General features: G+C 57.2%; 12 protein-coding genes. 9 read left to right on the top strand and 3 right to left on the bottom strand.

Features of this window, described 5'->3' with window-relative positions:
- Positions 1–17 precede the first annotated feature (17 nt).
- Complete coding sequence (locus AC1DXO_RS23950) at positions 18–578, top strand: NIPSNAP family protein (RefSeq protein ID WP_476980728.1); 561 nt, start codon at positions 18–20, stop codon at positions 576–578.
- Positions 579–1,115: 537 nt separating this feature from the next.
- Here the strand turns inward: AC1DXO_RS23950 and AC1DXO_RS23945 are convergent.
- Together AC1DXO_RS23945 and AC1DXO_RS23940 are read right to left on the bottom strand one after the other, a co-directional pair.
- On the bottom strand, positions 1,116–1,844 hold the full coding sequence (locus AC1DXO_RS23945) for a pentapeptide repeat-containing protein (RefSeq protein ID WP_476980727.1): 729 nt from the start codon (positions 1,842–1,844) through the stop codon (positions 1,116–1,118).
- Positions 1,834–2,748 (bottom strand): hypothetical protein, encoded by a 915-nt coding sequence (locus AC1DXO_RS23940; RefSeq protein WP_476980726.1) that lies wholly within the window; start codon positions 2,746–2,748, stop codon positions 1,834–1,836. The genes AC1DXO_RS23945 and AC1DXO_RS23940 overlap by 11 nt, the downstream gene beginning before the upstream one ends.
- A 448-nt stretch (positions 2,749–3,196) precedes the next feature.
- Between AC1DXO_RS23940 and AC1DXO_RS23935 the strand changes: the two genes are divergently transcribed.
- From AC1DXO_RS23935 to AC1DXO_RS23925, 3 genes are all read left to right on the top strand, one after another.
- Complete coding sequence (locus tag AC1DXO_RS23935) at positions 3,197–4,348, top strand: AlbA family DNA-binding domain-containing protein (RefSeq protein ID WP_476980725.1); 1,152 nt, start codon at positions 3,197–3,199, stop codon at positions 4,346–4,348.
- A 463-nt stretch (positions 4,349–4,811) separates the two neighbouring features.
- Positions 4,812–5,570 carry a DUF6602 domain-containing protein gene (locus AC1DXO_RS23930; protein ID WP_476980724.1) on the top strand — a complete coding sequence of 253 codons (759 nt, stop codon included), beginning with the start codon at positions 4,812–4,814 and terminating at the stop codon, positions 5,568–5,570.
- Positions 5,571–5,746: 176 nt separating this feature from the next.
- Positions 5,747–6,694, top strand: a complete 948-nt coding sequence (locus tag AC1DXO_RS23925; RefSeq protein ID WP_476980723.1) for a glycoside hydrolase family 26 protein — start codon at positions 5,747–5,749, stop codon at positions 6,692–6,694.
- A gap of 169 nt (positions 6,695–6,863) precedes the next feature.
- Here the strand turns inward: AC1DXO_RS23925 and AC1DXO_RS23920 are convergent, their stop codons facing one another.
- Positions 6,864–8,441, bottom strand: a complete 1,578-nt coding sequence (locus AC1DXO_RS23920; RefSeq protein WP_476980722.1) for a GH39 family glycosyl hydrolase — start codon at positions 8,439–8,441, stop codon at positions 6,864–6,866.
- A gap of 233 nt (positions 8,442–8,674) precedes the next feature.
- Here AC1DXO_RS23920 and AC1DXO_RS23915 point away from each other — a divergent pair, with 233 nt between their 5' ends.
- From AC1DXO_RS23915 to AC1DXO_RS23895, 5 genes are all read left to right on the top strand, one after another.
- Complete coding sequence (locus AC1DXO_RS23915) at positions 8,675–9,259, top strand: biliverdin-producing heme oxygenase (RefSeq protein ID WP_476980721.1); 585 nt, start codon at positions 8,675–8,677, stop codon at positions 9,257–9,259.
- 344 nt (positions 9,260–9,603) lie between these two features.
- The gene (locus AC1DXO_RS23910) at positions 9,604–10,344 is read left to right on the top strand and encodes a helix-turn-helix transcriptional regulator (protein WP_476980720.1); all 741 of its coding nucleotides are present in this window, start codon (positions 9,604–9,606) and stop codon (positions 10,342–10,344) included.
- A 94-nt stretch (positions 10,345–10,438) separates the two neighbouring features.
- A complete protein-coding gene (locus tag AC1DXO_RS23905) occupies positions 10,439–10,849 on the top strand; it encodes a helix-turn-helix domain-containing protein (RefSeq protein WP_476980719.1) in 411 nt (136 codons plus the stop codon).
- Positions 10,850–10,990: 141 nt separating this feature from the next.
- Complete coding sequence (locus AC1DXO_RS23900) at positions 10,991–13,159, top strand: O-linked N-acetylglucosamine transferase family protein (RefSeq protein ID WP_476980718.1); 2,169 nt, start codon at positions 10,991–10,993, stop codon at positions 13,157–13,159.
- Positions 13,160–13,427: 268 nt separating this feature from the next.
- A complete protein-coding gene (locus AC1DXO_RS23895) occupies positions 13,428–14,543 on the top strand; it encodes a TIGR03032 family protein (protein WP_476980717.1) in 1,116 nt (371 codons plus the stop codon).
- Positions 14,544–14,581: the final 38 nt, after the last annotated feature.

Genomic DNA, 14,581 nt, shown 5'->3' with positions numbered 1-14,581 from the left:
AGCGGTTGATTTCAGGGATGCCAATATCATGTCACCGTAATCCGCATCCGGAAAATCCCGACGATCATCGCCTCATCTATCTCATGGGCTACAAGGACCGCGCTGCGCGTGACGCCGCGTGGGCCGCTTTCAACACCGATCCGGAATGGACCAGGGTCTACAGCGCCAGCCAGGCCAATGGCTCGCTCACCACCAAGGTCGAGACCTTATTCCTCGTGCCGACCGACTACTCCCCGGCCCTGGACCTCACGTCCGCAACGCCGCCACGCTATTTCGAGCTGCGTACCTACACCACCAATCCAGGCAAGCTGGAAAATCTCCACACCCGCTTTCGCGACCATACACTGGGCATCTTCAAGAAGCACGGCATGACCAACATACTCTACTGGCGCCCAACCAGCGACCAGCCGGGCATGGACAACAAGATGGTCTACCTCTGGCCTTCCCCAACAAGGACGCGCGCAATGCGGCGTGGGCCGCGTTCGGCGCTGACGAGGCATGGAAGAAGGTCGCTGCCGACAGCCAGGTGGACGGCCCGATCCTCGTCGCTACCGCCGGTGTTGTCTCGGTTGAGATGAACCCGACGGACTACTCGCCGCTGAATTAGCACGCTTTCCGGAAAGTGTGACGCACTTTTCGGATGTCATCAAGGCAATCGTCGACACAGCGAAGTAACGGGTGTGGGGCCGCAGCCCCACGTCCTTCCTGTCCGGCAAAGCGCCCTGCCCCTCTTGCGGGCATGGGCGTCTTTGGCGGAAAGGAAAGCGCGGGCGGCGGGGAGCATCCGGTTGCAAGGCTAATGTGGTGACGTGCACTGCGTCCGCTTGGGACTCTTAGTGGCAAATACTGCAATTGATGTCGTGTCACCGTAACCCAGAGACGGCGATATTATGGCCTCGGGAAGGTATTGTGTGGCATAAGTAACATTCCCTTTGTTTGAGAGTTGAATGCTTAGGTCTGGCCTATCTTCCATATTGTGGGAATAGTACCCCTGTCTCCGTAATCCAGGCTCTTAGCGGAAATACTACAATTGATATCATTTCACCGTAATCTGGTCTCTCTCTGCTGAAAATACTGCAATTACGCCATATCACCGTATAGTATTACAAGGCTTACTACCCTTTGCGAATGGTATAAATAATGGCACCAACGCCATCATTCGGAGAATGGCTGGGCAAGTGCCTAACCTTAATTTTTAAAAATTTTTCAAAGTATTTAACCAAATTCAATAATAATTCGTCCAAATCCACAACAAATGAATGTTTACTTTTCGCTAAATTTAAATTTATTTTAACATATTTATTTAATTCAGAAAAATTATTGAATTGATTAAATACGTAACTAATATTCACTTCATAAATACTTAAATTGAAAAATGACATAATACTAAAATTATTATCAACAAAAATTAGATATTTATGTGGGTGATTGATAAAAATATGACACTTTTTGAAATATTTCTTAGCGCCTTCTGAGCCATATTCATTATAACGCCACCAAACATCCGAAATAAGATGACTCAGGAATACTTGATTATACTCACTCTTACATGGAAAGCAAAAAAATGCATCTTTCGCTGATACGTATTGTTGATGCTTCATCTTTGTGTTCCAAAAATGCGCTCCAAATATATTCGCGCGGTCGAATGTCGCACCCTCTAAATTTGCATCCGTAAAATCAAAACCGTTCAAATCTCGTCCTGAAAAGTCAACACCTGACAAATCCGCATGCCTCAAAGCATGCCGCGGATTCAAACAATAATATGCAAAATGATCCAGGATATGCCGCTCTGGACCGGTAAGCAGATCAAACACATCGTCAATACGATCGTGATTAGAAGTCATCTAGTTCCGCCGCCGCTATCCCCAGGAAAACGTCGTCATTCGATCCTGTCGGCAAATTGATTGCTTTCCGCAAGAACTCCCGAAACAGCTCTTCCGCGACGGGCTTTTTCGCCTTGAAGCCGGCGCCCTTGAAGCGAACATCCCACCAGTCAGAATCGTCATCCTCCTCGAAGTCGAAGGAAAAATTCGCTATTGAGGACCTTATTCCAAAGACAAGCGTCACGCTGTCACTACTGCTTGTGCGCTTGAATTGAAGCAGTCTCTCAGCACCAGAGAGATAGACGCCATCCAATACTTGCTTCACTGGCTCACCATCCACTCCGCTATTAATGAGCTCTGGCAGTATCGACCACTTGAATTTTCCATCGCCCGTCGGGACATAATGTATCAAATCATCAAACTGTTCGCTTACCGCCTTTGACGAGTATGTGTGCCGGGTCGTCCTTTGACCTTTCGTCTTCCCCATGGCCTTGAACGATGGCTTAAGCGACACCCCCCCAGCAACTTCGCCTTCAACATCTGTAGCTTTTTGCTTTGCGATATCGGTCGTGCGTTCGAATTTGACCGACTTCCCGTCGGCGCCGAACCCATGGACTGTCGACGGCTTTATCTTAACGTTTTCCATCTGCAGAATCTCAAGTGTCGCATGCCGTACTCTCAAGCGGAATTTTAGGGCCCTTGTCGCGCCATTGTTATCAACATCCGTCACTTGGCAGCTCTGATCCCCAAAACGCATGAACGCCTTCAGGTCCATAACGTTTGGATTGTTGGCACTCGGCGCGGGCTCATACAGAACCTGCAGTGACGCGCAATCCGGAATAGGCATTGGCATGTTCGGCCCTGGCGGGACAAACAACTGACCGATCTGCCGGAAGTCCAAAACAATCGGCACCTTGGTTATCATCCAGATCTACTCCCCTTAGACCGACAAGGGCTTAAAGGCCCTGCCCATCTCCAAATAAAAAAGAACATATCCGTACGGCCTTATCCGCCATGTCGATGTCACCTCCATCCAGGGCTGCCTTAACCCCACCGCGACAGTCACCCGACCGTATCATGCTCGCGACTGTAAAGCTCAATGTTGGCTGGTCAACAGGCGAGCGACGCTGTCTTGATCGGAACCTCGACTGTTTCGCTTAGAGTAGAAAAGGGGCAATGACATTTTATGCACTGTTCATTGCGCCCCACGTGTCAATATGACTCCGACCTGTTTGACCCTAGTTTCGATTGCAGGCATTGAAACGTTTGTCATAGGCCGGCACACCATATAGTAGAATCGCGCAGAAGTCACGACGCCGCGGTTTGAGCTGCCGGTTTCGGATAGCGAGCGATCAATGGAAGGAGGGGAAGCAATGTTTTGGAATTTCGAAACGCTCGATGAAGGCGGTCTGCTTGCACTTATTAGAAATGGCGTCACCGAAAGCATCTCACTCGAATACAAATCTGAGCCTTACGGCACAAAAGACGAAGAAAAAAAGGAATTTTTGAAAGACTTATCCGCGTTAGCCAACACTAGCGGAGGCACTCTCCTCATAGGTGTGGAAGAGGTTGACGGTGCCGCGAGCTGTATTAAAGGAATCGCGTCGACCGAAATCGACAAGTTCATTTTGCGGTTCGAAGAAAGCTACCGTACGGGGCTTGAGCCTACATTGCACGGAGTAAAAATTCGTAATATTTCAACTTATGCGGGCGAAATTTTGGCGATTCATGTACCTAAAAGTGCTTCCCCCCCACATCGCGTGATCTTCAAAAACAGCAACCGCTATTACTTGAGACATTCCAAAGGAGTCTTCGAAGCGAGCTATAACGAGTTAAAAAACATGTTCCTACAAACCGCAAATGCCGGCGACAGAGCCGTCGAATTCCATCGGTCCCGAATTCGATTGATGCGGTCGCCCCACAGTGCGATTGGTCTGACTGGGCAAGCTGAACGACTTGTTGTTCATGTACTTCCCATTGGGACTGCTGGGCACCCTTTCGCAGTCAAATTCAGCAGTGCTCAGCAGGACGACCAATTGCTTCGGCCAATGGGTAATCTAATGGGCTACTCCCCACGCATGAACGTCGATGGTTTCGCGATCACCACTGGGGGGGACGACATTAGTTCCTACACACAGCTGTTCAGGAATGGGAGTTTAGAAGCGGTTCAAGCAGGCTACTTGCAAGATCTCCGCGGTGCGCCTTGCATTCAAGCGAGGGCAATCGTGAAGACTCTATTCGATGCCTTGCCCAGATTCGTGGACGCTCAGCAAAAGCTTGGGGTCGCCCCTCCCCTGTATGTCGCGGTTACACTTACCCAAGTTACAGGTGCCCGCGTGATCTGCAGGGACAGCAATGATTTATTTCACGGTCCGCCGGTATTGCGAGCGCCAGACCTCAATCTACCGATATGCCTAATTGAGGATTTTGGATCAGCAGACGATTATAAAAATGCCCTCAAACCTGCATTGGACGCGCTGTGGAATGCCGGCGGATACACTGAATGGACGCCGCACCCAGCGTAATACGTTGTTCCTCTCGCGCCAGCAACAGAAATACTGCAATTTATCCTGTCACCAAAACTAACCAAAACTAAATTCGAAAAATCTAAAATTTCAAATGCTTGAAGGCTTATATTAGGCAAGTGTTCACATTATGTTAAATATTTCAACTACTTACTTTTTGTCATTGTTGCGCAAAATAAGTCAAACTCTTGTTCGAACAACACTCTAACGGCATGCACTATTCAAAATACCCAGCCACCTCGGCGGGATAACCCGCCGAGGTAGGTCACTCGACCGTCACGGCCCGCAGCGTTGGAGGGCCGCCTGGGAGTCGCGGCGTTGGAGCCTGCTCCGTTGACTCCGCTATAGCCCGTTGAATGCAATTGGTTCAAGCCCGTAGGTGGAATTTTCTTACGAATCAGCTCGACGTAAGCATCCGAGACGACACACAATGCGCCCCCCCTTGGAATCTTGGAGTAATGAAATGCCGTCGCTACCGCGTTCGCCATATCTCAATAAGCGGTTCGCGGCCGCTATCGAACGCTTTGGCGCTGACCTTAGGGCTTCGGCCGAAACGAAACATTCGGTTATCAAGGGCAGCGAGCGTGAGCAAAGTCTGACAAAATTCTTCCGCGAGCGACTCCCGGCACGTTTCGGCGTGACCGCCGGAGAAGTCATTGACCTTAATGGAGTTTCGGGTCCACAACTCGATATTTTAATCTATGATAGAATATCAGACTTTGCTTTCAACCCCGGCAATCAGTCGATACTTGCGGCGGAGGCACTACTTGCGAGTATTGAAATTAAATCTCGCCTCAATGCTGGCGAGGTAGACAAGTGTGTCGAAGCGGCACGAAAACTTCGGTTGCTGAGGCCTCATGACCGCGAACTCGCTGGGCGAGATGTAGGAGATCACAAAGATGACAAGAAGCGTGCGCGATATATGCACTTCGTCTTTGCCTTCGACACTGACCTCATCCCAGGAAAATGGCCGGCGAACGAGGCCGACCGATTTTACCGTAAAATGGGCGATGATCATTTAATCGACGCAACTTACGTTCTGGGGCGCGGCGTTATCAATTTCAATTTCCGCAAGGCCCGCCTAGAAGACGCCGCTGGCGGGGCGATTAACAACTTCTATTTCACTATCTTGAATTTCGTAATGCGCGAAGCAGACCGCCGCAGGCCCACCCCGTACGACCGATACGTCACTCATAACTTGAGAAGCTGGACCGATCTTTGAGCGCTTCCTAATTCGACGGCAATTCACCATAGACTGCAGTATTTACCACGAACTTGCATAGATTCCCAGTCTTCCGCCAATGCCCACATTCAGACATTGATGCGCATTCGCGCCGGCGGTACCCTTGCAAAACTCCTTACAAAGCCTCACGGTTTGATGTCTGACGAGATCCAACCATGGCTTTTACATCCCGCCGCCGTTTCCTACATGGCCTGACCATCGCCGCGGCGGCGGGAGCGCTGCGCGTCCCGACGGCGGCGGCTGCGGACGCAACTCAGGCCGCGACGGGCTGCATTACTACCAATGACCCAGCGGGCTATCTGCGGTTTTCGCAGTTTCTTGGCCGTCGACCGGCGCTGGCCCTGCTCTACTTTAACCAGATGGGTCCGGACGCCCTGTGGGATTCTGTCCCCTATATTTGCCAACAAGCGGCCAGCTTTATCGCCGCCGGTGCACAGGTGCTCTGGTCCGTACCATGTCCGGGCGCCAGGCAGCTTGAAGCGATCGTCGCCGGCACATGGGACAGCCAATATCGCAAGCTGTTCGCATCGATCCTGGCTGCCGAGCCCGCCGGCGATCGTGCCATTCTTCTGCGCCTGCCGTGGGAATTCAATTTGCCGCAGCAGGAAAACGCAGCGATCGACAAGGATGGGGCGTTTGACGCCACGCTGTTCGTCAAGGCCTTCCAGCGTCTGTCCGACCTGGCGCGGCAGGTGTCACCGCGCTTTCGCCGCATCTGGTGTCCCAATGTCTGCACCCACGGGGTCGATCCGCTGCTGTGCTGGCCGGGAACAGACTATGTCGAGGTCGTGTCCCAGGATGTCTACATGCAGACGGCCTATGACAAGCCCGGCGGTCTGGACTGGTTCCTGAACGAAAGCCGCGGGCTGCTCCGGGGGCTCGATTTCGCCAAAAGCCACGGGCTTGGCTATGGCCTGTCCGAATGGGGCATGGATTCGGACGCGTTCGCAGGCGATCTCAGCCGGGTTTCGGCGTGGCTGAAGACGATGGGGTCGACGCTCGATCACCATTGCTGGTGGGACCGCAGCGAAGTAATCGATTGCCGAATTTCCGATGGAACGCATCCCGGCCTCGCCGCGGCCTATCGTCAGGCGTGGGCGTGACCTGGCTTATGTGCGCGCTGCACAGGTTGCCAGGATTGAATCGTCCGGAAATGTGGAACTTTGCGAAAAAGCCCCTCACCCGATCGCCGGCGCTGCGCTTGGCTCTCGTCCTCTCCCCTCAATCGAGGGAAGAGGTGAAGGAAGAAGGAGGTCGGCGCTCGCTTTGCTGTCAAGCTGACGGGACAAGCCTGACCAGCACGACATCGTTGCTGTTCATGGGGACAGTGACCTCGGCCGTACCGCCCTTCCCGACCGTGATGGTCTTCGCCGTTTCCGGCAGATCCCGCGTCAGGCCCTGGAGCTGGGCCAGTTGCGCCGGGGTCAGGTCCTTGGGTGCGCCCATGTCGATATAGGCGCTATAAGGATCGTTCGACCGATAACCTGTGCGATGAATCTCCAAAGCGTATTTCCCCGGCGCCAGGCCGCTCAGCGACAGGGTCACGGGCGCGGATTTGTGGTTCGGCACAAGACGGCTGTAGAAGGGCCGGTTGCTGACCGCCTGTTCCGGCTGCTGGAAGTCCCAGATCACTGCCGATACGGACTTGCCGTCGACGGCTGCCCAGGTCTGGGCATCGCCGGTCGGGATTTCCTTGCCTTTTAGCGCATTGAGATATTTGTAGGCGAACCAGGCAGGCTTGCGGATGCCTTCGCGGTTCATCAGGCCGAAGCCGCCGTGGAACGACTTCGGCGGCGGGCCGGGTTCTTCGAACAGGTCGGAATAGACCCAGTAGCTCATGCCCTGAAGCTGGCCCTGGCTCTGGCGCAGCTTACTGAGGATATAGGGGGCGCTGATATAGGAATCGTGGACCAGGTCGCGGTCGGTATAGCTGGTGCTCCATTCGGTGAAATAGAGCGGCGTACCCGGCTGGTACGAGGCTTCGATCTCCTTGCGGACACGGCGGATGTCGCCGATGATCGCGTCGGGCGAAGGCGACAGCTTGGTGTCCTGCTTGCCGTCTTCGTCAAGGAAACCGCCGTCGACGCCATAGGTATGGGTGGTGATGAAATCGACGGGCGAATTGGTCGCCTTGGTATAGGCCAGGAATTCCGGCACCCAGGCGGCGCCGGCCGTCGACGGACCACCGACGCGCAGGCCGGAATCGACAGCCTTCAAGGTGCGGGCGGTCAGGTTATACAGGGCGAAATAGGCTTCCTGGTCGGCATATTGCCAGAAACCGTCGAGATTGGGCTCGTTCCACACCTCGAAATACCACGAGCGCACTTCGTCGATGCCATAGCGCGCCACCAGATGGCGGGCAAAGCTGTCGATCAGGCTTTCCCACAGGTCGAAACGCGGATGCGACGTATTGCCGTTCCAGTAGAAGATGGTCTGGTCCGACGTCTTCATCGCCGACGGCGTGAAACCGAGCTCGACAAACGGCTTGATGCCCATCTTGAGCAGGCTGTCATAGAGATAATCGATCTTCGTCCAGTCGCAGACGACCTTGCCGTCGACCAGTTTCACCGTGCCGAGATCGTCGTGGAAGATGGCGTGGAAACGGGTGTAGCGGAAACCCAGTTCATCGACGGCGATCTTCAACTGCGCCAGGTTGGCGTCGCGGATCGTCGTGCCGGGATAGTCCGCCCCGATCGACAGGTCGAAAAAGCGGTCGACGGGCTGGGTGGCCTTGCCGATGTCCAGCTCGACCTTGCGGCCGGCGCCCTTGGCAAACGCGCCCGGCGCGGCAACCAGGGCGGCAGTGGAAGCCGAGGCTATCAGCCATTGGCGGCGATCGAGACTTGACATGACGTTTCCTCAACGGTGATGGCGGGGTTGGCCGGCTTTTTTGTCATGGACTAACGATCAAATCGCGGCCTTGTCAAACCTGAAATGCCAGACGTGAAAGGCCGACATGAAAGGCTGGTATGAAACCTCGAAGAAGCGACGACCAAATACAATTCCATATTCGGTTTTTATATGGTTTCGGGAATCATGGGGCCAGTCCCCTTCTCTCCTGCTGATTGTAGCCCGAACCGATCATGCCCCTGCTAGACGTCCTGCGGCGCGAGACCCGTCAACAGCACGAAGCCCTCCACAGCCATAGCTTGCTGAAAGGCCTGTCCGACGACAGCCTGACCCTGGATGGATTTCGCCGTATCCTGCTGGCTTTCGAGGCCTATTATCATCACGGAGAGGCCGCCTTCGCCAGCGCGCCACCGCCCCCCGCCCCCAATGCGCCCGTGCTGTCATGGCTGACCGACGATTTCCGCGAACACGGCCTGAGCTCTTACGCCAACCGAATCACCTTCCGCCATCCGCCGCTCGATACCCTGTCAAAAAGGGCCGGCTATCTGTATGCCAAGCAGGCATCGACTCTGGGCGGCCATGTCATCAGCCGCCACCTGGAACGCAAGCTCGGTTTGAAGCCTCATACCGGCCAATGGTTCTTTGCCGGCTATGGCGAGCATAACGGCATAAGATGGCGCGAATATACGCTGTGGCTCGATGGCTGCGAGGCGCGGCTGGATGCCGACGAGGCGGTCTGGGGCGCCCGCCAGGCCTTTGAGAACATTTCGTTCTTCTGCGACGGCGTCGCCCAGTCGGGCCTGGCGCATGCCGTTTGACCCCCGCATCCGGCAAGCTGATCGGCTGACGGGACAGGTTCGTCCTCATCGCACGAAAATAGAATAATGTCTGTTACATAGCCGCCCCGAAATCGCCAAAATTGGGATAGCTAATCGTAACCACCTTTGGTTACGAATCGGCCACGATTCTCGCTTAAAAGCTTGGAGCTTCGCAATTGGAAGGCGGAAACGCCAGTTCGAACGCGTTGGAAATAAAGGATTAGTATGGATCGTGCCTGTTTACGTGTATTTTGATGACAATGTCTGACGGCTGCGCTAACAGCGGTCCAACAGGATAGCCGAGCCTTGCGCACCTATCCCATTTCTAGGAGAATCGCTCGTTCATGAGCCGTTTCGTCGTCGTGCCATCTGATCCCTCGCCGGACGTGATCCGCAAGGCGCTCGAATCGCTGGCGCGGTCCAGCGCGCAGGACGAATTTGCACTGATCGACCAGATACGCCAGCAGGTGCCGTTCCGTCACATAGCCATTACCGGCCTGGACGTGGACGGCCTGAAGGTCGGCAACAACGCCTTTCTGGTCTGCGATTTCCCGATCGACTATATGACGGAATACTACAGCGGCGGCTATATCGGGATCGACCCGCTGATCGCCCTTTTCCGGGACGGGCGCGACGTATGCCGCGACTGTGACGCCTTCGCGACCGAGGAAGCGCGCCGGCAGGGCTACAAGATGCTGGATCTGCTGCGCCGCCACGGTATCCGCGAGCGGACGGTCCTTCCCGTGCGCAACGGTATCAGGCTGGTCGGCACACTGTCGCTGATCAGCGACGATCCCGTCACCGAGTCCCAGTCTCGTCTGCTCAGCCAGATCGCGGCCACCCTGCATGCGCTTTGCGCGCGGCCGGCCCTGGAGGTCCTGAACCGCGAACTGAAGCTGACCCATGGCGAACTGTACTGCCTGGACAAGGCCTCGCAGGGCCTGACCAGCGGAGATATCGCTGCCGAAGACGTTTATTCGGTCGATACAGTAAATACCTATCTGAAGACCGCGGCCCGCAAGCTTGGGGCGCTAAACCGCACCCAGGCGGTCGTCAAGGCCATGCAGCGCGGGCTGATCGGATAGAGTTGAAAGAGCGTATTAGTAACAACCACCTTTTCGCTGCCCGGGAACAGTCTCCGGCAAAGAAAGACAGACGTGAAGTAAGAGGAGATAGTTTATGAGTACCAAGGAAAACGGCCCCAACCCGGTGGATTTGCATGTTGGCGCACGGGTGCGTGTACGGCGGAAGTTTCTGGGCATGAGCCAGACCGATCTGGCGCGCGAGCTGGGCCTGACCTTCCAGCAGGTTCAGAAGTACGAGCGCGGCTCAAATCGCGTCAGTGCGTCCAAGCTTTATGAGACCGGCAAGGCGCTGAAAGTGCCGATCAGCTATTTCTTCGAAGGCTTCGGCGATGCCGAAACCGCCGCAGGGGAAGCCCCTTCCCAGGCCGAAGAACATGTGCATGGCTTCCTGATGACGACGGAAGGCATCGAGCTGGCCGAAGCGTTTCCGCGCATCAGCAACGGCAAGATCCGCCGCAAGCTGCTGGCCCTGACCCAATCGCTGGGGCAACTGGAAGAGGCCTGACCGGTCCGGCCGTCTCTGGCCATGTTCGAACTGTGGTAAACCTTGTCTGGGCGATTCGTGAAATCGCATCCAGGCAAGGGATACACAGATGAGAAACCGACCCGCGGCCTTCGCGTGCTATCCATCTTCGGGCCTGATGCGATGAACGCCACGGAGGCCGGCGATCAGACCGTGCTCGACCAGATTGCTGCCTTAGGGCAGTCGGGCAGGTTTGCCGAGGCCCAGGCCATGGCGCAGGCGCTAGTCGCCCGGCGTCCCGATGACGCCGACGCGCTGCATCTGTTGGGCCTGGCCCTGTCGCAAGGCGGCAAGCCCGAGGCGGCACTGGAGCCGTTACGCAGGGCGATTGCCCTGCAGCCCGATAAACCGCTGTTTCTTATGCATTACGGCGTCACCGCCGCTGCCGCCGGGCAATTGCCCGAAGCCGAGGCCAGTCTGCGCCAGGTCCTGACCCTGCGCCCCGGCCTTATCGACGCCCAATACAATCTGGCCCTGGTCCTGGAACGCCAGGACCGTCTCGCCGAGGCGGCGCAGATTCTGCTCGCCCTGACCGCCGCGGCGCCCGGCCACGCCATGGCCTGGCTGCGCCTGGGCACTATCCGCCGCAAGCAGGACCAATTTGCCGAGGCCCTGGCTATGATCGATCACGGCCTGAACCTGGCCCCGCGTGTGGCTGACGGACATTTCGCCCGCGGCATGGCCCTGCAGTCGCTGGACCGCAAGGACGATGCGGAAGCCGCCTATCGCCAGGCCCTGGTGCTGCAGCCGAACCTTCAGATGGCGATCAACAATCTCGGCAACCTGCTGTCCGGTCGCGGCCAGTTGAAGGCAGCCATGGCGCTCTACGAGGACGCCCTGGCGCAAGACCCCAACCAGACCGCGCCACGGACCAACCTGGCGCGCATCCTGGCCGAAACCCGCCAGACGGAAGCCGCGATCGCGCACCTTCGTTTCGTCCTGGCCCGCGAACCCGACAATATCGCCGTCGTCGATTCGCTGGTCTTTCACCTGCGCGAACTGGCCGACTGGAGCGATGTCGAGGCCCTGACCGAACGGCTTGTCGCCGGTATTCGCCGCCGCCTTGACGCTGGTGAGGATATTCCCACGGCCCCCTTTACCTCCCTGTCCCTGCCCCTGACGTCCCGGGACCAGCAGGCCATTGCGCGGACCTATGCCCGCAAGCTCATGGCCGGTGTAACACCCCTGCCGCCACGACCGATATCGCGCTCCGGACCGCTGCGCATAGGCTATCTGTCGGCCGATTTCCGCGAACATCCGATCGCCCACCTGACCGCCGGCCTGTTCGCCGCCCACGACCGAAACCAGGTCACAGTGACCGGTTACGCGCTGGGCCCCGCCGACGACAGCCACTGGCGTCAACGCATCATGGCTGGCTGCGACAGCTTCGTCATATTGCCGAAGGGCGATGCGCGCGCCGCCGCTGAACGTATCCGCAGCGACGGCATCGACATCCTGGTCGACTTGACCGGCTACACCATGTTTGGCGAACAGGAGATACTGGCCTGGCGTCCGGCGCCGGTTCAGGTCAATTGGCTTGGCTTTCCGGGCACATTCGGCGCGTCGTTCGCCGACTATATCCTTGCTGATGCGATCGTTATTCCGCCCGATCAGGACACGTGGTTCGACGAGACGGTGATCCGGCTGCCCGGCTGCTACCAGGTCTACGACCGCGACCAGCCCCAGAGCGACTGGCGTCCCACGCGAGTCGAAGTGGGCCTTCCCGAAAATGGTTTCGTGTTTTCGTGCTTCAACAACGCCTACAAGTTCGTCCCCGAGGTCTTTGCCGACTGGATGGAAATCCTGCGCGCCGTTCCCGACAGCGTCCTGTGGCTGCTGCACGGCCCGGATGCTTCGGTGGTTAATTTGCGCGAAGAGGCGCAGCGCCATGGTGTCGCCCCCAACCGTCTTGTCTTTGCCAGGAACGAGCCCAAGGCCCGTCACCTGGCGCGCTACGCACTGGCCGACCTGATGCTCGACACGCCGCTTTATAATGCGCACACCACCGCCAGCGACAGCCTGTGGGCAGGTGTGCCGGTCCTGACCCGACTGGGTGCCACCTTTGCCGGTCGGGTCGCAGCCAGTCTTTTGAGCGTGGCGGGTCTTCATGATTTAATTGCGGTCAGCCGCGCTGACTATGTTGCACGTGCCGTGGCCCTGGCCGGCAACGAGACGGCCTTCGCCGACGTCAAGCACAGATTAAGTAAAGCTCTGTCTGCCAGTTCGTTGTTCGACGTTCAGGCCTTCGCTCGTAAACTTGAGGACGCTTACCGGCAAATGCGTGAACGATAAGCGCATGAGGCCGCCTTATATCGTCCTGCAATTCGTCTGCCTGGCCCGGATCGCCGATCTCGGCCAGCCGTGGCGCAGCACGGTAAGGATTTGATCGTCGGCTGGCAATAACACCGAAAATCGCGAATATGTTAGATTAACAGCAGATAAATTTCAATCCATTCAGGCTCTTAACTCAGGATTGCATCTTCGAATTTCGGACATATCGGGCCCAAATTATTAACCTTACCAGTGGTAAAATCTTAGCCACAGTAAGCTGGTTAAAACCATGATCGCCTCGCCCCTGGATAGACAATCCGAAGCTCCCGGCAACGCCGCCGCATCGCGTCCGTCCGCCACGCCTATCCAGGCCACCGCGACGGGCAGTTTCGATGCCGTGCTCTCCGACCTGGGCGTCGCCCTGGCCATAGCCAGCTATCAGTCGTCCAGCGTCATCCTCGCCTCGACGGACACGGCCGGACTGTCGGTCCTGCCGCGTGCCTTCGACAAACCCATGGCCCTGGCGGCAACCCAGGGCCGCCTCGCCATCGCCACGCGCAACGAACTGGTCATCCTGGCGGCATCCCAGACCCTGGCGCCCGACTACCCCCGCGCCCGCAACATCTATCAGCAGATATGGCTGCCACGCACGGTCCGGTTTACCGGCGAAATCGACATGCACGACATCGCCTTCGCGGGCGACACGGTTCTGGGCGCCGCTACGCGATTTTCCTGCCTGGCGCGGCTGGACGACACGGCCAGTTTCTCGCCGCTGTGGCGTCCGAGCTTCATTTCGGATCTCGTTCCCGACGACCGCTGCCATCTGAATGGAATGGCGCTGGACGCCGCCGGCCAGCCGCGCTTCGTCACGGCGCTGGGTGCTGCCGACACTGCCGAAGGCTGGCGCGCCGGTCGCGCCGGCGGCGGTGTGCTGATTTCGGTTCCGGATGGCCGCATCGTCATGGACGGTTTGTGCATGCCGCACTCGCCGCGACTGATCGATGAAGTCCTGCATGTCCTGAATTCCGGCACCGGCGAAGTGCTGCGGGCCGATGCTCATGGCCGCATGCAGGTCCTGGCGCGGCTTCCCGGCTATGTCCGCGGCCTGGCCATGCACGGCGATGTGCTCTTTGTCGGTCTGTCACGCCTGCGCGACCGGCATGGTGCGGGCCACACCAGCCTGCCCGTGGAAGCCGCGGCGCCTGGCCTGTCCTGCGGTGTCGTAGCGCTGGACCGCCATGATGGACACATCCTCGGCAGCCTCGATTTTTCAGGCGGCGTCGATGAGATCTCAGATATCGCCCTGCTGCCCGGCGCCGGTCGTCACGGCATTCTGAACCACGTCGATCCCGGCCATCGCGCCGCACTCGCCCTGCCAGAACAAGGCTTCTGGGCGCAAATCTAAAAGCCTGGCCAGATCCTGGCCTCACCCGCGTACTTAGT

The organism is Asticcacaulis sp. P2_C5 (assembly GCF_056404555.1).
Note: the sequence above shows the minus strand (reverse complement) of the source record. Positions and strands in the feature narration are given on the sequence as shown.